Origin of the sequence: Nitrosomonas sp. Nm51 (genome assembly GCF_900111165.1) — a bacterium.
In the GTDB taxonomy this organism is placed as follows: Bacteria; Pseudomonadota; Gammaproteobacteria; order Burkholderiales; family Nitrosomonadaceae; genus Nitrosomonas.
Window position 1 is genome coordinate 52,449 of the sequence record NZ_FOGH01000005.1, and the last position, 23,860, is coordinate 76,308.

At 49.7% G+C, this 23,860-nt stretch carries 22 protein-coding genes and 1 tRNA gene; 4 read left to right on the top strand and 19 right to left on the bottom strand.

What is annotated here, in order from left to right:
* Positions 1-17: 17 nt before the first annotated feature.
* Positions 18-2,213, bottom strand: a complete 2,196-nt coding sequence (locus BMY60_RS03495; protein WP_090331249.1) for a primosomal protein N' — start codon at positions 2,211-2,213, stop codon at positions 18-20.
* 103 nt (positions 2,214-2,316) lie between these two features.
* Positions 2,317-3,726, bottom strand: coding sequence for an adhesin (locus BMY60_RS03500; RefSeq protein ID WP_090331250.1), 1,410 nt, complete (start codon positions 3,724-3,726; stop codon positions 2,317-2,319).
* Between the two features lie 253 nt (positions 3,727-3,979).
* Between BMY60_RS03500 and BMY60_RS03505 the strand changes: the two genes are divergently transcribed.
* Together BMY60_RS03505 and BMY60_RS03510 are read left to right on the top strand one after the other, a co-directional pair.
* Positions 3,980-5,086, top strand: a complete 1,107-nt coding sequence (locus BMY60_RS03505) for an aromatic ring-hydroxylating oxygenase subunit alpha (RefSeq protein WP_090331252.1) — start codon at positions 3,980-3,982, stop codon at positions 5,084-5,086.
* 177 nt (positions 5,087-5,263) lie between these two features.
* The gene (locus BMY60_RS03510; protein WP_256250658.1) at positions 5,264-6,121 is read left to right on the top strand and encodes a DMT family transporter; all 858 of its coding nucleotides are present in this window, start codon (positions 5,264-5,266) and stop codon (positions 6,119-6,121) included.
* Between the two features lie 184 nt (positions 6,122-6,305).
* On the opposite strand, the gene cysG is transcribed toward BMY60_RS03510, so the two are convergent.
* From cysG to BMY60_RS03580, 14 genes are all read right to left on the bottom strand, one after another.
* On the bottom strand, positions 6,306-7,700 hold the full coding sequence (gene cysG, locus BMY60_RS03515) for a siroheme synthase CysG (protein WP_090331255.1): 1,395 nt from the start codon (positions 7,698-7,700) through the stop codon (positions 6,306-6,308).
* A 67-nt stretch (positions 7,701-7,767) separates the two neighbouring features.
* Complete coding sequence (locus BMY60_RS03520; RefSeq protein WP_090331257.1) at positions 7,768-8,514, bottom strand: hypothetical protein; 747 nt, start codon at positions 8,512-8,514, stop codon at positions 7,768-7,770.
* Positions 8,515-8,517: 3 nt separating this feature from the next.
* Positions 8,518-8,928 (bottom strand): type II secretion system protein, encoded by a 411-nt coding sequence (locus tag BMY60_RS03525; protein ID WP_090331323.1) that lies wholly within the window; start codon positions 8,926-8,928, stop codon positions 8,518-8,520.
* Between the two features lie 5 nt (positions 8,929-8,933).
* Positions 8,934-9,455, bottom strand: a complete 522-nt coding sequence (locus BMY60_RS03530; protein ID WP_090331258.1) for a type II secretion system protein — start codon at positions 9,453-9,455, stop codon at positions 8,934-8,936.
* A complete protein-coding gene (locus tag BMY60_RS03535) occupies positions 9,456-11,762 on the bottom strand; it encodes a secretin and TonB N-terminal domain-containing protein (protein WP_090331260.1) in 2,307 nt (768 codons plus the stop codon).
* Positions 11,762-12,361: a hypothetical protein gene (locus BMY60_RS03540; RefSeq protein WP_256250659.1), complete on the bottom strand. Its 600-nt coding sequence runs from the start codon at positions 12,359-12,361 to the stop codon at positions 11,762-11,764. The genes BMY60_RS03535 and BMY60_RS03540 overlap by 1 nt, the downstream gene beginning before the upstream one ends.
* Complete coding sequence (locus tag BMY60_RS03545; RefSeq protein ID WP_177166566.1) at positions 12,358-12,951, bottom strand: hypothetical protein; 594 nt, start codon at positions 12,949-12,951, stop codon at positions 12,358-12,360. Before BMY60_RS03545 ends, BMY60_RS03540 begins: the two co-directional genes overlap by 4 nt.
* Complete coding sequence (locus BMY60_RS03550) at positions 12,933-13,490, bottom strand: PilN domain-containing protein (RefSeq protein WP_090331261.1); 558 nt, start codon at positions 13,488-13,490, stop codon at positions 12,933-12,935. The genes BMY60_RS03545 and BMY60_RS03550 overlap by 19 nt, the downstream gene beginning before the upstream one ends.
* Positions 13,478-14,323: a hypothetical protein gene (locus tag BMY60_RS03555; RefSeq protein ID WP_090331263.1), complete on the bottom strand. Its 846-nt coding sequence runs from the start codon at positions 14,321-14,323 to the stop codon at positions 13,478-13,480. The genes BMY60_RS03550 and BMY60_RS03555 overlap by 13 nt, the downstream gene beginning before the upstream one ends.
* Positions 14,304-15,980 carry a GspE/PulE family protein gene (locus tag BMY60_RS03560; RefSeq protein WP_256250660.1) on the bottom strand — a complete coding sequence of 559 codons (1,677 nt, stop codon included), beginning with the start codon at positions 15,978-15,980 and terminating at the stop codon, positions 14,304-14,306. Before BMY60_RS03560 ends, BMY60_RS03555 begins: the two co-directional genes overlap by 20 nt.
* 11 nt (positions 15,981-15,991) lie before the next feature.
* Positions 15,992-17,176, bottom strand: a complete 1,185-nt coding sequence (locus tag BMY60_RS03565) for a type II secretion system F family protein (RefSeq protein ID WP_090331266.1) — start codon at positions 17,174-17,176, stop codon at positions 15,992-15,994.
* A gap of 16 nt (positions 17,177-17,192) precedes the next feature.
* Positions 17,193-17,627, bottom strand: coding sequence for a type II secretion system major pseudopilin GspG (gene gspG, locus BMY60_RS03570; RefSeq protein WP_090331328.1), 435 nt, complete (start codon positions 17,625-17,627; stop codon positions 17,193-17,195).
* Positions 17,628-17,712: 85 nt separating this feature from the next.
* Positions 17,713-18,396 carry a zinc metallopeptidase gene (locus tag BMY60_RS03575; RefSeq protein WP_090331268.1) on the bottom strand — a complete coding sequence of 228 codons (684 nt, stop codon included), beginning with the start codon at positions 18,394-18,396 and terminating at the stop codon, positions 17,713-17,715.
* Positions 18,397-18,527: 131 nt separating this feature from the next.
* Complete coding sequence (locus BMY60_RS03580; protein WP_256250661.1) at positions 18,528-19,916, bottom strand: KamA family radical SAM protein; 1,389 nt, start codon at positions 19,914-19,916, stop codon at positions 18,528-18,530.
* Positions 19,917-20,419: 503 nt separating this feature from the next.
* Here BMY60_RS03580 and BMY60_RS15950 point away from each other — a divergent pair.
* On the top strand, positions 20,420-20,602 hold the full coding sequence (locus BMY60_RS15950; protein ID WP_090331270.1) for a hypothetical protein: 183 nt from the start codon (positions 20,420-20,422) through the stop codon (positions 20,600-20,602).
* A 39-nt stretch (positions 20,603-20,641) separates the two neighbouring features.
* On the opposite strand, the gene BMY60_RS03590 is transcribed toward BMY60_RS15950, so the two are convergent.
* From BMY60_RS03590 to BMY60_RS03600, 3 genes are all read right to left on the bottom strand, one after another.
* On the bottom strand, positions 20,642-20,914 hold the full coding sequence (locus tag BMY60_RS03590) for an exosortase system-associated protein, TIGR04073 family (RefSeq protein ID WP_256250662.1): 273 nt from the start codon (positions 20,912-20,914) through the stop codon (positions 20,642-20,644).
* A 557-nt stretch (positions 20,915-21,471) separates the two neighbouring features.
* The gene (locus tag BMY60_RS03595) at positions 21,472-21,996 is read right to left on the bottom strand and encodes a deoxynucleoside kinase (protein ID WP_090331273.1); all 525 of its coding nucleotides are present in this window, start codon (positions 21,994-21,996) and stop codon (positions 21,472-21,474) included.
* A gap of 578 nt (positions 21,997-22,574) precedes the next feature.
* Positions 22,575-22,650, bottom strand: a tRNA-Arg gene (locus BMY60_RS03600).
* A 242-nt stretch (positions 22,651-22,892) separates the two neighbouring features.
* Here BMY60_RS03600 and trxB point away from each other — a divergent pair.
* Positions 22,893-23,846 (top strand): thioredoxin-disulfide reductase, encoded by a 954-nt coding sequence (gene trxB, locus BMY60_RS03605; RefSeq protein WP_090331274.1) that lies wholly within the window; start codon positions 22,893-22,895, stop codon positions 23,844-23,846.
* The last annotated feature ends 14 nt before the right edge of the window (positions 23,847-23,860 follow it).

Sequence of the window (23,860 nt, forward strand, 5' to 3'; positions counted from 1 at the left end):
CAATTCGTACCGACAGGTTAAAACTCGACAGGATCCACGTCCAGCACCCAGCGCACTTTTAATTTAGTTGACGCGTTCAATTGCCCGCACCAGTAAGTTAAAAAAGACTGTAATTTTTTACGAGAACGGGACTGGACCAGCAGGTGCGCACGTTCCATACCCTTCAATCGCATCATATTTGCAGGAACAGGATCGAAGATCTCGATACCGGTGGGTGATTTCGCTATCTTTTTTGCTGTACCTAAAAAATCCATTACCTTTGATAAGCTATGCGCCTCGGCACGCAATAATGCCTGATACACAAACGGCGGGAAACCTGCCATTTCTCTTTCTTTTAAAATAGTTTCGGCCAACACATCATAATCATGCTGACGCAGCGCCTGATATAACGGATGGTCCGGAAATTCCGTCTGAACCAGGACCCGGCCGGCAACAGCAGCGCGGCCGGCGCGGCCCGCCACCTGCATGAGTTGCGTAAATAGGCGCTCTCCAGCCCTGAAGTCAGTACTGTACAGAGAACTATCCGGACCAAGGATACCTACCAGCGCCAGATTCGGAAAATCATGCCCCTTGGCCAGTAATTGTGTGCCAACCAGAATATCGACTTCTCGATGATGAATCGCACGCAATATCGTTTGCCAGGTATTCTTACGGCGGATGCTGTCACGGTCAATACGCAAAATACGCGCCAATGGAAACTGCGTTGTCAATGCTTCTTCGATACGCTGAGTGCCGCGTCCAAAGGGAATCATATCCTGATTTCCACACTGCGGACATGCGCAGGGAAAGTATTCCAGATGACCGCAATGATGGCAGGATAAACGCTTATCCTGCAAATGCACGACCAGGCGGCTGGAACAGCGCTTGCAGACCGCCGCCCATCCGCACGACGGACATAATAAAACCGGTGCGTAACCGCGCCGGTTGATAAAAATCAGACATTGCAGTTGCTGTTCGAGACATTTTCTGATTGCATGTATCAACGGCGCTGACAACCCATTTACGGGCTTCTCTGGACGCATGTCAATGCATTCAACTTTGGGCAAAACTGCGTCCCGTATGGCGCGATTACGCAAACGCAAACCACGGTACCGGCCAGTTGTCACATTATAATAGGTTTCCAGAGAAGGCGTCGCCGACCCTAGTACAACAGGAATTCGTATTTGCATGGCACGAAATACAGCCAGATCGCGTGCCGAATAACGCAATCCGTCCTGTTGCTTGAATGATCCATCCTGTTCTTCGTCTACAATGATCAATCCCAGTCTTGGCAGCGGCGTAAACACCGCAAGCCGTGTTCCGAGAATAATGCCGGCCTCCCCCCGCTGGGCCTCCAGCCAGCCGGACAGCCGCTCGGTATCATTCAGGCCGCTGTGCAAACTGACAATCCGTACGGCTGTGAAACGTTTGCGGAAAATTGCTTCGAGTTGCGGTGTCAAACTGATTTCCGGAATCAACACCAACGCCTGGGCACCCTCAGTCAGCACCTTTGCTATCAGTCTTAAATACACCTCGGTTTTGCCGCTGCCAGTAACACCATGCAGAACCCAGGTATCAAAACGGTTGAATTGCTTTGTAATCGCCGCAACGGCTGTTGACTGCTCTGACGTCAGTTCAGGAACATTATCTCCCATCGATTCGCTGCGAACTTCAGGCACTTCAGTCGCAGCTTCCAGCCAGCCTTTTTGGCGCCAGTCTTCCAGAATACTGACCGCGCGCGGCGAAATTTCCCTGGCACTTCGAATTGTTAATAACTGTTCATTTCGCAAAACAGTCAGCAGACGGCGCATAACCGTATTTCGCGCAGGAATGGCCGATACATCAACGCGTCTGCCGGCCTCAGTCAGGATAAACTGTGTACAGTTGTTCATCCCCGCCTTCATCTTCACCGGTTTATTATTGCGCAGTCTCCCCGGCAACCCGTTCATGACGACCATTCCCAAAGGATGATGATAATAATCACTGCAAAAACGAAATAGCGCCAGCAATTCGCTGGATAATGGCGGAATCTCGCGAAAAATAGTAATAACCGGTTTCAGTTTTTCGGGTGGCACATTGGAGTTTGAGCAGACTTCCAGAATGACACCGGTCACTTTTTTTGTTCCGAATGGCACACAGGCGCATAAGCCGATATCGTTTTCATCGGCTTCTTCAGCGATATAGTCGAATAACGTGTCGAGCGGAACATTGAGCGCGACACGCAGTATGGGCATGATAGAAAGAAGGCTGGATCAGCGCTGCATCACCGGAGAGCGAACAACTTCCGGTGATGCAGCGGCATATGTGCGTATATTGCGAATTGACTGCAGTACCGGTTCAACCGGAAACACGATAAACCGTTACCGGTTCCTCACCTTGCATCTCGAGTTTGGCGGTATTGCCGTCCGCATCAATGACGAAACTATGTGCACCATCGCTTCCGGAGAATCCAATGCAACCATCCGTGTTATACGTAAAGCTGGAGATTTTCAGTTGATTGCTGGCTTTATTGTAATCATAATTTGCAAACTCCACACCCGGTTTGGCGCAGCGCTCCTGATTTTCCCGGGCTGCTTCGCCAATCGGATCGACAGACATGAAGCGGTTATTTGCAAAAAATACCAGCATTTTGGTGTGAATAGCATCAGCGTCAAACGCCCAGGCACCGACTATACCATTGGGATCGTTATCGATTCTTGAAAACCGGGTTTCCTTGATTTCTTTTTCAACCACCTCATTTTCATCGCTGAGCTCAATCGGTTTGGCAATATGGAACATCTCTCCAAAAACGCTTTTTTGTTCTCTTTCCCGTTGTACCGTTACGATATCGGAATTAATCATATCCAGACCGTCTGTACGGATGCGGCGCGTTGGGCCCGGATCGGACAACCCGGCTTTTAAATTGGTGTCAATCGTCGTTTCACCAATGACCTTGAAACCCCGCGTATCGAATTCGATTGCCTTGGCAGCACCATGTTCAACACCAGCCTGAAAAATGGTGCGCCCCCCACACACACGGTTTTCATCGCATGAATCATCCGGGGTTGCCTGGCCTTGCAAATATTCACCGCTCCCGTCAGCAGCAACGCGCAATACAGATGCGGTACTATCGCTATAATTAACCCAGATTTGCGCGCTCAGAGCAGTCACACCTGAAACCATAAAGTGCTCACTGACTTCCTCAATTGTTTTAGCCGCATGCGCGATGCCCGCAGCTTCCATAACATTTTGCAACGCGGACGAAGCAGCAAATACTTCCGGTTCGCTGTTGAGTTTGATTGAATTATTTACAGCAGCCGCTGCTTCCTCAGTTATATTGATACCATTTGATGCGTCCCCGTCTTCATCAAGTGACTGAAGTAATACCAGCAGGTTAATCAGCCGTTTGTCATCGCCATCAGCCAGATCAATCGGTGTAACAATCGGTGCTCCCTGCACCTTTCCCAGAACGAGTTCGCCCAGCTTGAACTCAACGGTATCTCCATAATCAAAATCAAATTCACCCGCTGCATTGGTTACCCCTTTTTTACCGGACGATGCGTTATACGCCACACCTGATACGGGACTGTCAAGCAGTACACCCGTCGCCGCACCTGTCGGCATCACCCGTTTCTCAGCCGTTACTTTGCTACTGCCGCCGCCACTCACGCCTGTATTACTATCACCACAAGCAGTCAGTCCAGCAGCCAGAGCAACAGAAACCAGGCAAACCCATGGATTTATTCTGAACTTTTGATTGCGTTTCATCAAAACTCTCTCTTTTGTTTAATAAATTGATCAATTAAATGGTTTGTATTACATCATAACCATAATACATGTTGTACGTTCATTAACTGATAGAAGGATAATGAAATTTTTCTACCACACCCGCTATTATAGCCAAGCTGTCTCGTTTAGGTTCTTCTTATCTTGATTTTTCGATCTTAAAATTATAGCTTTTCAAGTTTTTACACCATCAGTTTTACGCTGCATAGAACGATTTAGGATAGGATTATTTAATATGTCGGACATGACTGAAATTACGCAGCTGGCCAGGTCATCCATCCAGTTGCCCGTTGAGTGGTATTTCAATCCGAAAATTCTGGAGGCAGAGAAAAAACTTCTGTTTGACAACGGGCCTGGCTATGTCGGTCATGAAGTCATGGTACCGGCGGTTGGCGACTATTATGTGCCCGAATGGATGCATCATGCTAAAACGCTGATACGCCATCGGGGCGGCATTGATTTGATTTCGAATATCTGCCGTCACCGTCAGGCGCGTATCCTTCAGGGCAGAGGCAATACCAAGCGTATCGTCTGTCCGCTGCACCGCTGGACCTACGCTCTGGATGGCCGGTTACTCGGCGCGCCGCACTTTGATCACAACCCCTGTCTGCATCTGGAAAAAACACCGCTACAAACCTGGAATGGTTTGTTATTCTGCGGCAAGCGCGCGATAGAAAAAGACATGGCAGGCCTCAGTGTACCGCATGACTTTGATTTTTCGAATTATCTGTTTGATAGCGTACGAATTGATCACTATCACTGCAATTGGAAGACATTTATTGAAGTGTATCTGGAAGATTACCATGTCGATCCTTTTCACCCGGGGCTAGGTAATTTCGTCAACACCGCTGATCTTGTCTGGGAATTTGGAGACTGGTACAGCGCGCAAACGGTAGGCGTCAACAGCGGTCACCTGAAACGTTCGGGCACCCCCGTATATGAAAAATGGCAACAGCAGGTTCTGGCGCACTATGAAGACAAGTTACCGCGTCATGGCGCAATATGGATGTTGTATTATCCGAATATCATGCTGGAATGGTACCCGCATACGCTCGTTATCAGCACCATTGTACCCATCGGCGTGGAACACTGTGTTAACGTTGTTGAATTTTATTACCCAGAGGAAATCGTGCTTTTCGAACGTGAATTTGTCGAGGCCGAACAGGCCGCTTACATGGAAACCGCCGCGGAAGATGAAGAAATATGCATGCGCATGAACGACGGCCGCCGTGCATTGTATGAGCAGTCTGCCAACCAAACAGGTCCTTACCAGATGCCCATGGAAGCCGGCATGGTTCATTTCCATCAGTTTCTGCGACGTGAAGTAGCGCCGTTTTTATAAACGCGCATAAACATACTCCTATCACTCAAGGGCATCTCTAAAAATCCAGACTTTGTTACAATACTGCATTGTTCACAAAAAATATTTCCTTACATATAAATTATATGCTGCGTTAACATTTTTTGCTTTCGCCTTGTCTTGTTTAAAACTCCGGATTTTTAGAGGTACCCTTAAGCTATGCGCTCTTTCTGGATGCTGGTGGCCGCCTTTTTATTTGCCTGTATGGGTGTTCTGGTCAAACTCGGCGCAGGTCATTTTACCAGTATCGAGCTGGTGTTTTATCGCTCCCTGATGGGCGTGGGAATTACTTACTTGTTTATACGCCATCATCGCCTCACACTCAAAACCGGATACTGGAAAACACATTGCTGCAGGAGTCTGGCCGGCCTTGGCAGCCTGCTGATGTTTTTTTACTGCGTTACCGAACTGCCACTGGCCACCGCCATTTCACTCAATTATACCTGGCCGTTGTTCATGGCATTGTTTTCTACGCTCATCCTACGGGAACAATTACACTGGCCAATGGTTCTTGCGGTCGCACTGGGATTTGTCGGTGTCGTATTCCTGTTGCGTCCCACACTAAACAATGATCACTGGACGGCCGCGTCGCTCGGCCTGGCGTCCGGCTTCTTCGCTGCGATCGCCTATATGAATGTCAGGCAACTTGGTAATCTGGGCGAGTCGGAATGGCGGATCGTGTTTTACTTCACCCTGATCAGTACATTGATCACCGGCGTATGGCTGGCGCTCACCACATTCAACCCGGTTACACAACAGAATATGTATCTGCTGATCGGTATCGGTATCACCGCCACACTGGCGCAGCTGGCCATGACACGCGCCTACCGCACCGGCACAACGCTGGTTGTCAGTTCGCTGGGTTATAGCACTGTCCTGTTTGCAGGCATGTGGGGCATACTGGTCTGGAATGAATTATTGCCGCCCATCGCCTGGCTGGGCATGGTACTGGTGATAGCAGGCGGCACCCTAAGTGGTATTTTAGGGCATAAAATAGCACTGAAAACACGAAGCTAACAAGTAATCTTTAACCGGCTGAAATTGAAATTCATTAGGTTTTCTGCAGCCATCTCTGCGGCAATCCGACGCCAAACATAGGAGTTGCTAATGATTTGCATGTAACGATCAGCAAATAAATCATAATTGCTAACACCCCTAGCTAAAAAATAGATTTTTGTTTAAACGGCCGCAAACCGCATAATCAATGATTATCTTCGGGTTCAAACCATGACAGTTTCCGATGCAACCGCACAACTTCGCCAACGATAATCAGTGTCGGCGCGGCGAGCTGTGCATCGGCCGTCAGATCCGGCAATGTTTCCAATGTACCAATTACAATTTTTTGTGTCTGCATGGTGCCCTGCTGGATGATCACAGCAGAAGTGCCGGGCGGACACCCGTGCGCGATTAATTCTTTACACAATACCGGCAAACCAAGCAAACCCATGTAAATCACAACCGTCTGATTCGGCCGCGCCAAAGAAGGCCAGTCGAGATCAAGGCTGTTATTTTTCAAATGCCCGGTGACAAAAATACACGATTGCGCATAATCCCGGTGTGTTAGCGGAATACCAGCGAATGCCGCAACACCTGATGCAGCCGTGATACCTGGAACGACCTGAAACGGAATTTGATGACCCGCCAGGGTTTCAATTTCCTCGCCGCCGCGGCCGAAAATAAACGGGTCGCCGCCCTTGAGCCTGAGCACGCGCTTACCTTCCTGCGCCAACCGTACCAGCAGCTGGTTAATCGATTCCTGTGTCAATGTATGGCGGTTACGCTCCTTGCCGGCATAAATACGCGCGGCATCGCGCCGCACCAGGTCGAGAATGGCAGGCGATACCAACCGGTCGTAAACGACCACATCGGCCTGCTGCATCAGGCGCATGGCGCGAAACGTAAGCAAATCGGGATTGCCCGGCCCTGCGCCGACCAGATACACTTCGCCCCGGGGCGCGTGATCGCGCTCGTTTTCCAGCAATTGCCGCAAACAGGCTTGCGCCGCTTTGTCTTTGCCGGACAATACCATCTCTGCAAACCGCCCTTGCAACGCCTTTTCCCAGAACAGGCGCCTGTTCTTTTTGTAAGAAAAACGCTGCTTAACCAGCGGGCGGAATTTTGCCGCATACGCAGCCAGGCGCGCATAGGCGTGCGGTATCAGTGTTTCCAGCCGGGCGCGCAGCAGTCTGGCAAGTACAGGCGCATGCCCTCCGCTGGAAATAGCGATCATCAGCGGCGAACGATCAACAATGGCCGGCATAATGAACGTGCATAGTTCTGGGCTATCAACCACGTTGACGGGGATATTTCTTGCACAGGCGGATTCGTACACGTTCCGGTTGATTTCAGAATCGTTTGTCGCGGCAATTACCAGCATGCAACCGTCAAGATGCCTCGATTCGAATGAATGCGCATCATGCGTGATTTTTTGCTGTTGCAGCAACGATTCCAGCGCATCAATCAATGCAGGGGCAACGACATGTATAGCCGCACCCGCCTCAAGCAATAATGAAATCTTGCGCAAAGCCACCGCCCCCCCGCCAACAACCAGGCAGCGTTGATTTTTAACGTTCAGGAAAACAGGCAAAAAATCCATTCACTCAAGCCGCTGTTATCCGTTTGCATGTTGCAACGTACAATGTAATGCAGGTTCATTATTTCGATCAACGCGCAAACGGGTTTTGCCCGGTCTGGCCGGATGCTGGCGGCGCAAAAGGAGATGCAGGTGGGGACGCCGGCGTGGACGCGCCGCCTGATGCGCCACCCGCTGCGCCCGGCGTACCAAACGGCGATGCAGGCGTGCCGGCCGACCCGCGCTGAGAGCCCTGCCGGGTTGCGTTATTATCACCACCGGCATCTTTTGAAAAGACAAATTGCCAGTCCTGATAGGTTTCAGCCTCGGTAAATTTGGCAAGATGCTCCGGAAAATTGTCTTTTTTCAAAGGCCGCTTATTCGAAAGACTGTAAACCCCGGCGATGCCCTTGCGTGCACTCGCCTGACGCATGCCGGGCGAGTTGCCGGCGGGATTGGCAGTATTCGCATTTCCGGCGGCATTATTCTGTCTCTGCGCCTGCTGCTGCGGGACTTCTTCTTCAACCACCCCCCATTCATCCTCCATCGTCATGGGGTCGATATACATTTTTCTGAGATGCCGTATCGTCACAGGGCCGCGTTTATCTTCCAGCAGTTCTTCCAATGACTCCGGATATTGCCGCACACCGGTGATCTGATTGTTGTAATATGACATGATCGCTTTTCTGAACTGATCACCAATAAACAACAACTCCCGCTCTTTCTCCCGCTTCATTTGTATCTGCCATACCTGCCCCGTCGCCGCCATGACAACGCCGGCCACGGTCACGGCAAACAGCGCCCAAAGATACACAAACCCTCTGTCCGAACACTTCATCGCCTACCACTCTTCATAAAACGTACCATCCAGCGCCCTGCCGGTAAAACCGCTATGGACATCATAGACACCCTCCTCATCTTCATTCGGCGAGGGCATTTCAACCCAGGTTGCATTACTTTCGGTCATGGGGTCGATAGGAATACTGCGCAGATAGCGCTGGTCTACCAGTTCTTCCAGATCAAGTGGATATTTGCCAAAATCCGCATAAAACTGGTCGATCGCATCGCGCATGATTTTAAGATCCTGACGCAACACCGCTTCCTTGGCTTTTTCGATTGAATTAAAATACCGTGGCGCAACGATACTCAGCAATGTTGCGATGATAGCCATGACCACCAGTAACTCAATCAGCGTGAATCCCGCGCCACCATAGCCACCGTACACAGTCGCAACCGGTTTTTTACGGCCCATCGATATCACCATTCGGAATATTCAATACCGTTCAGGCCGGTTGCTTCCGAGAGTGAATACACATCGAAAACATCATCGCCTTCCCTGGGATTTTCAGCCGAACTTTCATAGCTGCGCAGTCCCCAGGTTTCAGCCGCCGGCGTCTGCTCTATCCCTGCAACATCCAGATCTTCAAACATCGGGTCGCGCGGCAGGCGCCGCAAAAAATAGATATTCTTCGGCTCGGCGCTTTTAATATCCGGCACACCTCTCACCAGATCTTCCAATGCAGGCGGATAACCGGATTCATCTTCTTTCTTTTCAATACGGCCGTCATCCACTGCCTGTTTGTACGCATCGATCGCATTGCGTATCTGGCGCAATGCGATACGCAGCTCGTGCTCTTTCTCACGCTTGACCGACAATTCGCGCAACGGCATGGCGGCCGTAGCCAGCACTGCCATAATTGCAAGCACGACCATCAGCTCAATCAGTGTAAAGCCGCGTTGTTGATAACGCCTGCTGAAACAAGCCATATGCCCGGTCATTTACTGAATTTTGATAATTGCAGGTTCCGGCAGTGCAATGTCAACCGATTCACCCGATTCGGCATCTTCTCCGGTTACGCTCTGCACGCTGATTTCCGCTTCCCCGGCATTCGGCGTGACTACTTTGAAGCGCAGCTGCGCGGCCATGCCACTCGGTTCGTTCCTGCCGAATTTAATCGTATGCGTACCGCTGTTATCCTCAGCGTCGAGCAGTTCCAGCATCGCCGAATCGTAACTCACCTGTGCCTCACCGGCTACCGAGGCTCTGGCGCCCACCAGTCTGACTCTCACCGAAAACTCCTTCTCAAACGTCATATTGCTTGGAGCCTGTATCGTCAGCGTTGGTTCACCTGACGCATTGAGCGCGGCCTGGCGCGCAAACGGGTTGGGAGAAGCCTGCGCCCGGTCATTTGCAAACGCCTGCGCGCCCCTGCCCAACACGGACGCCGCCCCGCCTCTGCCAGCGTGCCCGACAGGCGCCATCGCCAGTCCACCGGCCGACGTTTTGCGTATTCTGACCGGCAGTTTGCCGGCTTCGTTGGCGGTGCCGTAATGGAACTCGCTTTCATGATTGTTTTGTTGAGGGAGGTTACGAATGATACGTGGCGTCAGCAACAAAACAATCTCGCGTTTTGTCCGATCAACCTTTTGTCCGGAAGTCAGGCGATCCAAACCCGGAATATTGATTAAACCGGCCAAACCTTTTACGGTTCTTGTATCATTATCCTCAAGTAGCCCAGCGAGCACTTGCGTTTCACCATCTTTTAGTATCATTACCGTTTCCGCATTAACTGTGTTAATCACAGGCGCTGAATTGTTGTTAGGCCCAGGCTTATCTCTTTCAATATTGCTTATTTCGAGTTGGACTTTCATTGACACTTCATTATTTGAGCTAATCACCGGCTCGATATCCAGTTTCGTTCCGATATCAATATATGTCGGCGTCGATGTCACCACTGCGCCAACACCTGCAGTAACATTTGTCGTAAATATCGGCTCTCTTGTACCAATATGAAATTTGGCCGCTTCTCGGTTTTTAACGCGCACCCGTGGATTGGCAAGTATATCCCCCAGTGTTACGTTATGCAGAAAATCCAATTTCACCTGATCGGTTATTGAAAAACTTTTTAAACTCGGAAAACCGGCGCCACTAATTGCATCGAATGTAGCGGACGCCGCCTCAGCGCCCGGCACCGTTTTGGTAAAGCTAAACTGCGCACTCTGTGGAAGGTTCGGCCCAAACAAGAAATTATTGGTGCGAGTCACTGTTAGTATCAACACTTCCAGCATCACTTCCGCTTCGGGCAAATCGTTCAGCGACACCAGTTTTTCGACCATGCGGACCGCCTCCAGCGTATCGCGCAGGATAAACAGATTGAGCTGTTCGTTGACGTAAATATCCTTGGCCTTGACCAACCCCCGGACCATGGCCACCATCTGTTTGACATCGGTATACGCCACATGGAAACTGCGCACTGTCAACTCCTGGTATTCTTTCTGCTTGGCCGGCGTATTCGGATAAATCAACAGGGAATTGTCATTCAAGCGTGTGTACGCCAGCTGATTGGTCATTAACAGCAGCTTCAGAATATCCTCTACCGTGTTGTCACGCACAAACACCGAAACCTTGGCTTCCTGCCGCACGTCCTTGTCGAAAACGAAATTGACGCCCACCGTGCGCGACATGATTTCAAACACCGATTTGAGTTCAGTGTCTTTAAATTCCATCGACAGCGGCTTTTTGAACGCGGTCTCCAGCGTCAGGTCAGTGCTCTCGGCACGGGCGATATGCTTGTTCAGTTCCTTGATAAACTCGCGCGCCTGCGGTTGCATCGGGTTTTCCTGCAATACCGCCCTGACGACCTTTTCCGCGCCATCCACATCATTGAACGCCAGCAATTGCTGCGCGTATTCGACGGATGCAATATGTTCGCGGTCCTGACTGACGGCTTCCAGGCCTTCTTGCGCCCGCTCATTTCGCGGAAACAAGTCCAGTATCCGCAAGAACTTTTCTTCGGCAAAATCCAGATCGCCCGACAGGCGCGTATTGACGGCATCCGTCAGCATTTGTCCGAGTACGGCGTCGCGCTGGCGAACCAATACAGCGCGAATTTCCTTGTTGTTCGGTTCTTCCTGCGCAGCCTGCTCCAACCTTAACAGACCCAACTCGAGTTCACCGTTTTGTATCAGAATTTGCCCCTCTTCAAACGCTTTGTTGCGGGTGCCGAAGGTTTTGTTATTAATCGCGCAACCACCGGCAAGTAACGTCATTATCAATAAAAAAACAGCGCATTTATTCGTCCTCATCAAAATTTTCCTGTCTGCTGATCATTTATAGTAAGCGTTTGTTTGGCGTTCAGCGGCAAATAGGTCAATGTAACCGATTCGTCATTGACGGTATCCAGACGGTATTGCGCATCGATTTTTTCACCAATCCTGGCGATATAGTTCTCACCGTCCTGCGCCAGAAAAACCCAGATTTTGTTGCCCTGAATGGCTTTTCCAATATATTTGAACTGCAGCGGCGGCGGTGTCGGCGCCGGTGGCGCTGCTTTTGCCCTGGCCTCGGCCTCGGCTTCGGCGCGCTTTTTCGCGATCACCGCCTGCTGCTGCGGACTGATCTGCGGCCGTTTCGGCGCCCAGGTGGTTGTTGCGAAAAGCTCACCTGCCTGTGGATCGAATTTTCTCCGACCGAGCTGGTCAACGTCCAGAGAATCGTTTCGTACGGTTTGCGCGCGCGACTTTTCGACTGTCGTCCGCGTCGTTTTTTTCGGCGCAACCGGTTGCGCCGTATCGACAGTCATCTCTTCTTCATCCTCGACCAGCACCACGGCTATCAATGTTACCGCCAAAGCCAGGCCAATAATCGTTTTTCGCTTTTTCTCCGCCGCATCCATGGTATTCATTCATTCAGATAAAGACGCATTTCGAAACGTACTTCCAGCTGTGCAGATTGTATATTGTCGCGTTTAATGGAAAACCCTGTAATCGCCATCGCCGGCACAGCTTCCAGCGCATCGGCCATAAATGCGCGAATCTGGGCATACCTGCCCGTGACAGGCATAGTGATATCGTACCGGGACAACCGCCAGTCCCGCTCAAAAGTCAGGCGAAAGTCGCCGCTGTTAATTTCAAGACCCTGTTTTCGCGCCACACGCACCAGCTCGCGTATCCAGAATGGCGACGAATCAAAGCGCGGAAAAAAATCATAAAACTTCTGTAACGCCTGATCATTGGTCAATTTTTGTGCAACCACGAATGCACCATCGGAGCCGGACCGGATCTGCTGTTTCAAAATGTTTTCGCGCGCCTGCAACGCCTCCAGCGCTTTTTTCTCCGGCAATACTGCGCCCAGCAAAAAAATACCTGCGACAACCAGCAGGCCCACGCCGACTTTACCGGTGTTGCCAAGGCAGGCCGCCTGCCAGCGCAATAACAGCATAAGCCGCTGACTTTGCGCCTGTATGACATCACGCCTCAAGAATTTGTTGTCCATACCGTGGTTAACAGAAAGTCAACTGGCCGATAGGGATTGTCCTGTTTGATTTTGTAGTTGACGAGATGCGTTTTTTCAAAAACGGCCTCGCGTTCCATCGCCTCGATAAAATCGAGCAATACCCCCATATTTCTCGCTTCTCCACTAATCCGCAAAACCCTGTTTGTAACATTCGGCTGCAGCGCCAGTAATGCAACATCTTCGGTAATAATGTGCTCTATGGCATCAAACAGTGCTTCCCAGGGCAAATTGATCTGTCCCATAATCACGTTGGCTTGCTGCAATTCCTTGCTGATTTCCTGGCTGAATTCCCGCGTTCGCGCTGTTGCGCGCGAACGCGAACGGGTAGCCGCAGCAGTACCGGATTGCTGTTTCTCCAGACGCTCGACACGCGCGCTCAAAACACCCGACTCTTCGGCTATCTGTCTGAACTGATAAAAAGCAAACAGCACTGCAATCAAACCGACGCATAACAGCGTTATATCGATACTGCGAACCTGCTGGCCCGAATACGGAAAGGATAACTTCAGGCGGGACACGCCCCCTCCCCAGACTTGTCCGGCTTATCCGCCACAACGGCCGGATAATGCCTGGGCACGGGCATTTGGCCAGCCTGCAACGAAACGATTTGCCAGCCGCTTTCATCAGGCAACGTCAATACCGGATGTTCCGGCGCGAACAGAAAAACCTGTTCAACAGGCGCTTTCTGACCGGACAACACGGCTTCCTGATCCAGCGCAGCCCATAGCGCATCAATCCTGTCGTTCAGAACGCGCTGGTTGCGTAAACTCTGCCACACCCCATCTTCCAGCAAAGCAACACAGATACGGCCGGTTTCAACTAAAGCGACAAAAGATCTTTGCCTGTCCAGCGCTTTATTCCATGTGTCCAAAACCGCGCTAAAATACGGTTCGATGCCATCGAGCCTGATCTGATGACGCGCTGACAATTCCGCCAGCGTCGCAAACAATTCCTGGGAAATTGCCGCACAAATCGCGCCGTATATCGGACTCCATGCACTGACACTGAGCACCCATTGATCGATACGCGCACCATAAATTTCGCGCATGCGGAAATTTGCGTAGGCCAGCACCTCCTCAGGCGAAGTGATTTCAGGCTGCGGCGGCAGTGTGGCATAACGGACAAAGTGATTGGAGAGCGTGACGGTCATACCTGCGCCGGCTGCATCGGCCAACAAGGGTTCAAGCTGCTGCACAGGCTGCAACCAGGCGGGGCGCGTATCTTCATCGTTAGCAACCGGCTCGGTGATCACAGGCAGCCGGACCGGCTTTAAACCACGCCTCGAACGCGCCAGATCGATACGGCCGGGTGCAAAAAACACATCAATCCGGTCACGCCACAATGGTGACACGATTGGCCTCCTCTAAACTGGTTTCGCCTTTTCTGACCATTTCCAAAGCCGCTTCACGCAAAAACTGCGTACCGTTTTTTCTGGCCGCCTCTTTAATCTTGCGTATTGGTTCCTGCGCTACAATCAACTCGCGGATTTCATCATTCAGAATCAGTATTTCCGCAATCGCATTGCGTCCGCGGTAACCGCTGCCACGGCACTGACCGCAACCTTTTCCGGTTCGGAATGCATAGCCGGCCGCTGCCTCCAGGTCGATACCGGCTTCTTTGATCTGTTCGTCATCCGGGCACTCATCCACCGTGCAGTGCGGACATAACAGGCGCACCAGCCGTTGTGCCGCAATACCGTTCAAAGCCGAAACAAAGCTGTAGGGATCCACGCCCATATGCGAAAAACGCCCAATCACATCAAACACATTGTTGGCATGCACTGTGGTAAAAACCAGATGTCCCGTCAGCGCAGCCTGGATCGCAATTTGCGCTGTTTCGGCATCGCGAATCTCGCCGACCATGATTTTATCGGGATCATGCCGCAAGATTGAACGCAGCCCGCGCGCGAAAGTCAGTCCTTTTTTTTCATTGACCGGAATCTGCAACACGCCCGCCAGCTGATATTCAATCGGATCCTCGATGGTGATAATTTTATCATTGCCTTGATTGACTTCCGAAATCGCAGCGTACAGCGATGTTGTTTTTCCGCTCCCGGTCGGACCGGTAACCAGCAACATGCCGTACGGCTCCGAACTAAGCCGGCGCAGCGTTGCGATATCCGATGCACTGAATCCCAGATGATTCAGCGTTAATCCGTCAACATGATCCGACAAAGCCTGACGGTCCAATATCCGCAGTACAGCATCTTCACCGAAGATACTGGGCATGATGGAAACCCGGAAATCGATTTCCCTGCCCTGAATGGAAACTTTAAAACGCCCGTCCTGCGGCACACGCCGCTCGGCAATATCGAGCTCCGACATCACTTTGATTCTGGAAATCACCTGTTCGGCCAGATCGGCGCCTTTAATGACGCCAACCGACATCAGCACGCCATCAATCCGGTATTTGATCGACAGCGCACCCACCACCATTTCCAGATGAATATCGCTGGCCTGTGATTTGTGCGCGTCATACAATGTGGAATGCACCAGGCGAACCACCGGACTGGTGCCTTCGTTAATGGTTTTCAGGGAGAGGTCTTCAATACTGCTCTGGATTTCGTCCAGATTCTGATCCGGCAGTACATGATCCATGGCGCGCATGTTTTTTTCCTGCTGGGTAAAGAAAGCCGCCAAATCAGCCGGATGCACCAGGCGCCAGGCAACGTCCATTTCAAAACGCTCTTCAGCCCATAAACGCAATTTCGATGAAAACGGATTACTGATAACCAGCAAGAAACCACCGTCTGTTTTGAACAAAACGCATTCATGCCTGACCGCTTCCGAAAATGGCAGGATATCGAAAGCCGGCTCCAGTGCATGGATCGTTTTCATTTCCAGCGCCGGAATATGCAGTAACCGCCCCAGTTCCCGAATCAGTTCATTGGGCGCGTATCCGCTGGTCTCCTCAAGCAATTCAATCGCGGAAACACCTTGTTTAAGCGCCTGTGCGTAGGCCAGGCTGATATCATTGAGATTCAATGATTGCTTTTCTTCAGTTTGCACATGCGCCTCTGTCAATTGATGCTGCCCGCCAGCTCAAAAATCGGCAAATACATCAAAATAATAATACCGCCGATAACAATGCCGATAACCGCCATCAGGATTGGTTCAATCAGTTTTGTAGTCCACTCCACCCATCGGGCGATCTCCTCGTCGTGAAAAGCGCCGATACGCTCCATCATGTCTCCCATCAGACCGGTACGTTCACCGACTCTCAACATGCGGTTGCCCACTGCTGTCGTCAACCCTTCCACTTCCATTGCGCTGGAAATCGTCTGTCCCTCGCGGATACGGTTCGCCGCAGCTTCAATCCTGGGCCGGAAATGTGATTGTAACAGGCCACTGACCATTTCGAGCGCCTGTGTAATCGGAATACCGCCGCGCAACAGCATACCCAGTGTTTTGTAAAAACGCGCCAGCTGGTACACCCGCATATGCTCGCCAATCGCAGGTATACGCCACAACAATTCCAATACGTAGGCGCGGAATGACTCGCGACTGACTGCATACGCGATGGCTACCAGCAGCAACACGGAAAAAATCGCTAATTCCCAACCCCGCTCCTGGACAAAATGTCCCCATTCGATCAGCAGTACAGACATCCAGGGCAAATCCGAATCCATATCATCATAAATTGCACTGAATTTTGGCACCACAAAAACCAGCAGGAACAGCGAAACCAGTAATCCGACAGCCAGCAGCAATACCGGATAAATCGAAGCCCCCACCAATTTTTTACGGACAAAATCCATTTGTGTCTGGTACGCCACAAAACGTGTCAGGGCTTCCGCCAGATCGCCAGTGCGCTCACTCGCGCGAACCGTCGCAATATACAGCATCGGAAAAGCCTGGGGGTACGACTCGAGCGCCTGGGAAAATGTTATACCTTCATAAAGCCGTTCAAGTAAACCATGTATGAGTTTCCGGTTGTTTGCATCCTGCTCTTTATCCACCAGTGTTTCCAGACATTCCACCAGACTCAAGCCCGCTGTGATCAGCGACAGCATCTCTTGACTGAAATAAACCAGCGGAAAACGCGCATTGGATTTGAATGACAAGCCGGTGAAGCTTCGCTTGACACTCAACACCATACCGCCCTGCTCCATCACCTGTCGCCGCGCCTCCTCTTCACTGCTTGCCTCCAGTTTGAGATTCACAGCGCCCTGACCGGACATAACGGCTTTAATTTCGTAACGCATGACTCAATCAGACGGTTTACCAGTTGGTAATGTCAGCCGCCTCGCCTTCTCCACCAATCTGCCCATCCTTCCCCATTGAAAACAGGTCGAACTCGGCATTGTCACCGGGATATTTATAAACATAGGGACGGCCCCAGGGATCATCCGGCGGTATTTTAGACAAATACGGCCCTTGCCACTTAGGCTCATCATTTGGCTGCGTGACCAGAGCGGCAAGCCCGTTTTCAGTCGCCGGATAGTTGCCAACGTCAAGACGGTACTGGTGCAATGCTTTTTCCAGCGCATCAATCTGCGCCTGAGCCATTTTGATTTCTGATTTGCCCACCTGCGAAAAATACCTGGGACCGACATATGCCGCCAACAGACCGATAATAACCATAACAACAAGCAGTTCAAGCAATGTGAAACCGCGCGCGAATTGAACGCGCCGTTGCTGATACCGAAAATGCATCATTTTGATCCTCTCTCAAGCAAAATATTCCAAAGACAACTCTGAACATGAAAAAAATCACTGCACCACGAACCAAAGCCGGGTCCTATCTGCGCAGTATTGCCCACCATCGGCCGATATTCAACAGCGTCATTAACGATGCCGATACATATGTCCATGCAGCCGCCCTTAAAATCCGGCGTGCATGTTTTTTATCGCCTTTAATCAAATAGCCGCCTTTGTCCAGCATTGGCAGCGCGCGCGCAAAACTGGCGTGCATTTCCATCGGCAATGTGACCAAATGCACCAGTGTCGCCGCGCCCAGCGTCAATAAACCGCCGGCAAAAAACAACGCGCCCGCCATTGGCGCGCGCGTAACAATCATAATAAGTGGCGCGAACATTAAAATTGCCGCACCCAGCTTCTCCGCCGGCCCAGCAATCTGAACCAACCGGGTACGAATTTTCAGTGGCAGGTAGCCGTCGCGATCCTGAACCGCATGTCCAACTTCATGTGCGGCGACTGTGATAGCCGTCAATGACTTGCCGTTAAACTTGTCCGGCATTAACCGTACGGCTTTCGCCACAGGATCGTAATGATCTCCCTGCTCCGTCACCTCAACCTTGACGGACTGCAACCTAGCCCAATCCAGCAATATTCGTGCAAGCTCGGCGCCTGTTCCGGGATAACGATTCTCGGGATAACTGTATTTTTCGAGCGTGCGCCTGACCCAGTAAGACGGCCCGTAGATCAAAGCTGCCACAACAATTATAATAATTACATACAACATACAATACCGGATGTTTGGTGCAGACACAGAAAACGGTGAGACTGAAATCCAAATACCTTAGCGGATCGCATTTTAGACCATAAATCAACGTTTATTACTCAAAGAACCGGATACTACCCCAGACCACGCGCTTATTCATAGACGCGCGGACTGGCTTGTTTGTTTCGCATGGCATCATATTCATCCTGAAAGAAAAACTTTTCTTCCCCAAAAGCCGGTTTTAAATGATCCAGCCAGGTCGCTTCAGGATCAAATTGCGCAAAGAAAGGCCGCTGCACCCAGTCGGGATTACGCGCCTGGAGGAAACGTAAAACGAACACCTTTTCACCGTTGATTTCTGTAATACCCTGGATTTCCACTTTTCCGGGTCCTGCACTCATGGATGGCCCGCGCACTGTCCGCCCCAGCCCCGATACACGCTTCAGCGCCTCACGGTAAACCCGCCATGCGCGTACCAGCGGCACCTCAAAATACCGCCGCGCACCTGTATCCCGCTCAACGAACATATAATACGGCACCAATCCCAGACGCACCTGTTCACGCCACATGTAAGCCCAGACCTCGGGATCATTATTGATGTGGTTCAACAACGGTGATTGCGTACGGATCACTACACCCGATGCGCGCAGGCGACTGATCGCTTCCTGCACGACCGGCGTCACCATCTCCCGCCAATGATTAAAATGCGCCATTATCGCAATATGCTTGCCGGCTTTAACCATTCTTTCCAGCAATTGCAGCAACTGGCCGGAATCCGCGTCACTGACATACCGCTGCGGCCAAAAACTCAATGACTTCGTACCAATACGAATCGTCTGGACATGATCAAACTCTGGCCGCAGCAAAGGTTCGAGATAAGCACTCAAATGGTCGGTTTTCATCACCATCGGGTCGCCGCCCGTAATCAGCAAATCGCTGATACTTTTATATCTGGCCAGATACTGGTGCAGCTTTTCCGCTTCGGTATTCGAGAAACGCAAATTCTTATCACCAATAAACTGCGCCCAGCGAAAACAAAAACTGCAGAAACTATGACACACCTGCCCCTGACCCGGAAAAAACAAAACCGTTTCACGGTACTTATGTTGAATACCTGCTATCGGTGCATCATCTTCATAGGGAACATTCAGAGACTGCTGCTCGGCAGGATGCGGATTCAATCGCAGCCTGATTGCATTTGCATTTTTCAAAATTATGCTGCGATCGTTAGTGCTGCGCAAAACCGACGCCATGTCTTCAAAATCATCATGCGACAACATGCCTTTCTGCGGAAACACCAACTGAAACACCGGATCCTCCGGCACATTCCGCCAGTCAATCAGATGGTCAATCACATATTTGTTCACCCTGAAGGGTAATACACTGGCAACCACTTTCATTTCAAAGCGCTGTTCTTCGGACAGTTCCCTGAGCGCCTCAATTTTGTCAAGTTGACGTTCAGTGTAAACCTGGAAATGCTCAGGCGCATCGTATTGAGCTGTAGCAGTGTGTTTTCTAATTAATGGTAGTACGGATGTCATACGCTTCTCCGTTCTAAAAAAATTGCTCAAAGGAGAAATTGCCACCAGATTGAATCATGGTGACAAAGCTAAATTTTTCTTGATAAGACAAAATAATTACGTTTTTGATACGTTAATAAAGTCCTTTCATAAAAAAGAGTAAATTTTCTAAAATACCCGCCCTTTTTAATACAGCGTTGGTTTTTAATGGCTGCCACAACAAGGCTTCCAAGCCGCCTATAACATCAAATAATCTGCAGTATCAAGTGTCTGCCAGGCAATTCAATTGCTAAACTGATAATTATACCATGTGCGCAAAATTGCTCTCTAATGCACTGTGCCTTTTCGGTACAGGCTTTTTTGTCTGCAAATAAATGAATTGAGCTGCTTTTACCCTGTTTGTACCGGCATGCCCCGGATTGGACAATCTGTACAATCAGCTTGCAGATTCAGTTGCTTTCAATTGATCTGATTATTCCGGTTAAAGGTAAAGCATGCTGACCACAAAAGATAGGAGTATTTACATGATAAAAACCCAATGCGCATATAAAGCAGGCAGCGTCCGTCTTTTAAAGTGCGAATTAAAAATTAAAACGCGGAACGGTAAAAAATTTGTCTACCATGGTCTATTTAAATCAACGATGGCAGCCATCACAGATGCAACAAACCGTTTCGAAATCGCTACGGTTATTGTCCGCGCGGTATAACAGCATTATAAACGGACAGATTAGATACTGCACAAACGCTCATCCACCCGTTCTGAATGCGCGGTATTCTGATTCCTGATCAAAGTCATCCCAGATCAGTGGTGGGCTAGGCGTCGGAAAAGTCGGAAGCCAGAAAGTCACCAGATCCAGCGCACCGCTTCCTGTGCGTCTTGCCGTATGCACGGCCCCTCTGAGCACACCTTCCGTCCAGCCGATGAACTGACTTTGTTCTTTTCGATTCCATAAAATAATATTTTTAGGCAATTCCAGCCAACCGGTCGCCACATTGGCTACGCCCGTTAAAATTTTCATACCAGCTTTGCTGAAGTATGTGTCTGCGGCAGCACTCTCTTGAGCACTTGCCGAAAACGGAAACAAAAATGACAGGCACAATATCAAAACCAGCTTACTTGCTCTCCCCATTTCAAAACCTCTTTAATTGTCCTGCCAACTATGATTGATTTACTTTCTGAACAAAAAATCTGAATACAAATACCGGTCTCATGACTTGTATTTCGGAATAAACCGTGGTTGCCAACTCATTCGAACCAATAACCCGAACCTATCACTCTATCCATGTGATATTTATTGCCGGGTTCGGTGAACTTGTCAGTATACACGGCAAGCAAAGATTGGTGTCCCAGAGACGCTTCGAACGTCCGGTTGGCACTTAGGGTTGTTCAACGTCTCAAGACTGATAAAAACAACCGCAACGGTACAAATCACCTTAAAGTTTATCTCGAACGATTCAATCCGACATTTTCAACACTATGATGATTTTCGACGGCCATTGATCTAAATTTACATATGACGGCCAAGTATTCTATAAATGCTGAAATCCAGCTGATGGATGCCATCTGTTCGTTAAATTATAATGTGAATTTTGAATTAATTTTTTCCAAGATAACATGCTTTACACCTTCATCATAAGCAAAGTCCCTTAGCCCACTATCGATTATAAGCAATTCATGCGAGCAAGACCGTTCTTTAAGGATTTTTTCCAATTGCTCATTTATTGCTTGCAAGTATTCGATTGTAATTGAATTCTCGACATCCCTTCCTCTGTTTCGAATACGTTGCAGCTCTATTTCAGGATCACATTCGAGGTAGATTAATAGGGAAGGTTGTTCCAGTTCTTTTTCTACTTCGCTGTATACCGATTGAAAGATACGCAGCTTATCCTGCGAAAGCGTGACATGCGCATAGGCAAGATCAAGATACATTGAAAAGTCACAAGCAAGTTTTTTCTCGGATTGTCTGGTTATTTTAATTTCGTGATAATGTTGCAAAAGAAAAGTAATTTCTGTTTCGAAAGCTGTGCCGATGGGGTCGGCATAAAAAGCTCGCCAGAAGGGATTGGCTTGGAAATTTTCCAGAACTGGCTTGATGTCCAGTCTACCTAACGATCATTGCGGTAGACGCCACCCCTGATCATGAAAGAAACTAGAGAGGAAGGTGGCAGGAAGAGGCCGCACATTTTTTTGGTGACTTGATCCCGTACTCTAACGTGACCCACCGAACTGACCCGAACCCCGGATTGCTTCCATAGAGAGCGTACGTTAAAAAGGCCGTTTTCCAACCGGACTACAGGCAATTTGGTCGCTTCGGTAGCAAATATGCACCGTAACGTTGCAGTACTTTTTTTATCACCATTCGTAGCCCCTACTTTTTCGGGGTAAGGAGTGTTATTGTCTTTAGGCTATGTTCTTTCATAGTATTAATCAGGAAACGTATTAATTGAACCAGACTTTTGGTTTATTTTGTAATCTAAAAGTTTTTTGTAGCATGGCCAGTACAGCTGTTAAAAAAACAATAAACGATCTTGTTCAAAATACATAAAATGAATATACGTTAGTCTTGGATCACGCAGACAGACCTGAATCACTCTGTTAAATTTATGATCTTATTGTGGCACTGTGTATGGCGTCAGATTAAATTTCTCAAATAACTTCCATGCAACCTATTGATAATTTGGCGCCCCAGAGACGATTCGAACGTCCGACCTACCCCTTAGGAGGGGGTTGCTCTATCCACTGAGCTACCGGGGCGCTGCGCCCAAAGCCTCATTTTACGCTAGTCTGTCATATAGTATAAGCTGCATATGCTCTCTCAGTCGCACACACCCATTTTCTTGAGAACCATATCCCGGAGTTAATACACTGAATGCCACACAACATTGATGGCTTTTTATCTGCAGCACACTAACCTCAACACACCGGCATCTTGAGATCATGTGCGTTACTCAGTATAGTTGACGGATTTATCCGATTTATTTAGAAATACATAAATTATGACAACTACACGACACTGTCCACTGTTAATTCTCGGTTCCGGCCCCGCTGGCTATACAGCTGCCGTTTATGCAGCGCGCGCAAATTTGCATCCCGTCATCATCACAGGACTGGAACAGGGCGGTCAGCTGATGACAACTACGGATGTCGACAACTGGCCGGCTGACGCAATGGGCGTACAAGGCCCAGAACTCATGGAGCGTTTTCAGAAACATGCCGAACGGTTCAATACCGAAATCATTTTCGATCACATTCATACAGCCAAACTGGAGAACAAGCCGCTGACGTTGGTTGGCGATCAGGGCACGTATACATGTGATGCACTGATAATCGCAACAGGTGCGACCGCGAAGTATTTGGGCATTCCTTCCGAGGAGGCGTTCATGGGCCGGGGAGTGTCAGCCTGCGCAACCTGTGATGGATTTTTTTACAAAGAACAGGATGTCGCTGTGATTGGCGGCGGCAATACCGCCGTCGAGGAAGCGCTTTATTTATCCAATATCGCCAAAACTGTCACTGTCGTGCACCGGCGAGAACAATTCCGCTCCGAGAAGATTTTGATCGATAAAATGATGGAAAAAGTAAACGATGGAAATATCCAGCTGGCGCTTAATTATGTACTGGATGAAGTGCTCGGCGACGATAGCGGCGTGACGGGCATACGCATCAAAAGCACCCAGGACGACAACACCAGAACCATTGACCTGCATGGCGTTTTTATTGCCATCGGACATAAACCCAATACGGCTATTTTTGCCGGACAGCTGGAAATGGAAAACGGCTACATCATAACGCAAGGCGGCAATCAGGGTAATGCAACCGCAACCAGTATTCCGGGTGTATTTGCAGCGGGCGACGTACAGGATCATATTTACCGCCAGGCGGTAACCAGCGCCGGGAGCGGTTGCATGGCTGCGCTGGACGCTGAAAAATATTTTGATCATCTGTTCTGATACATTTTAACAAA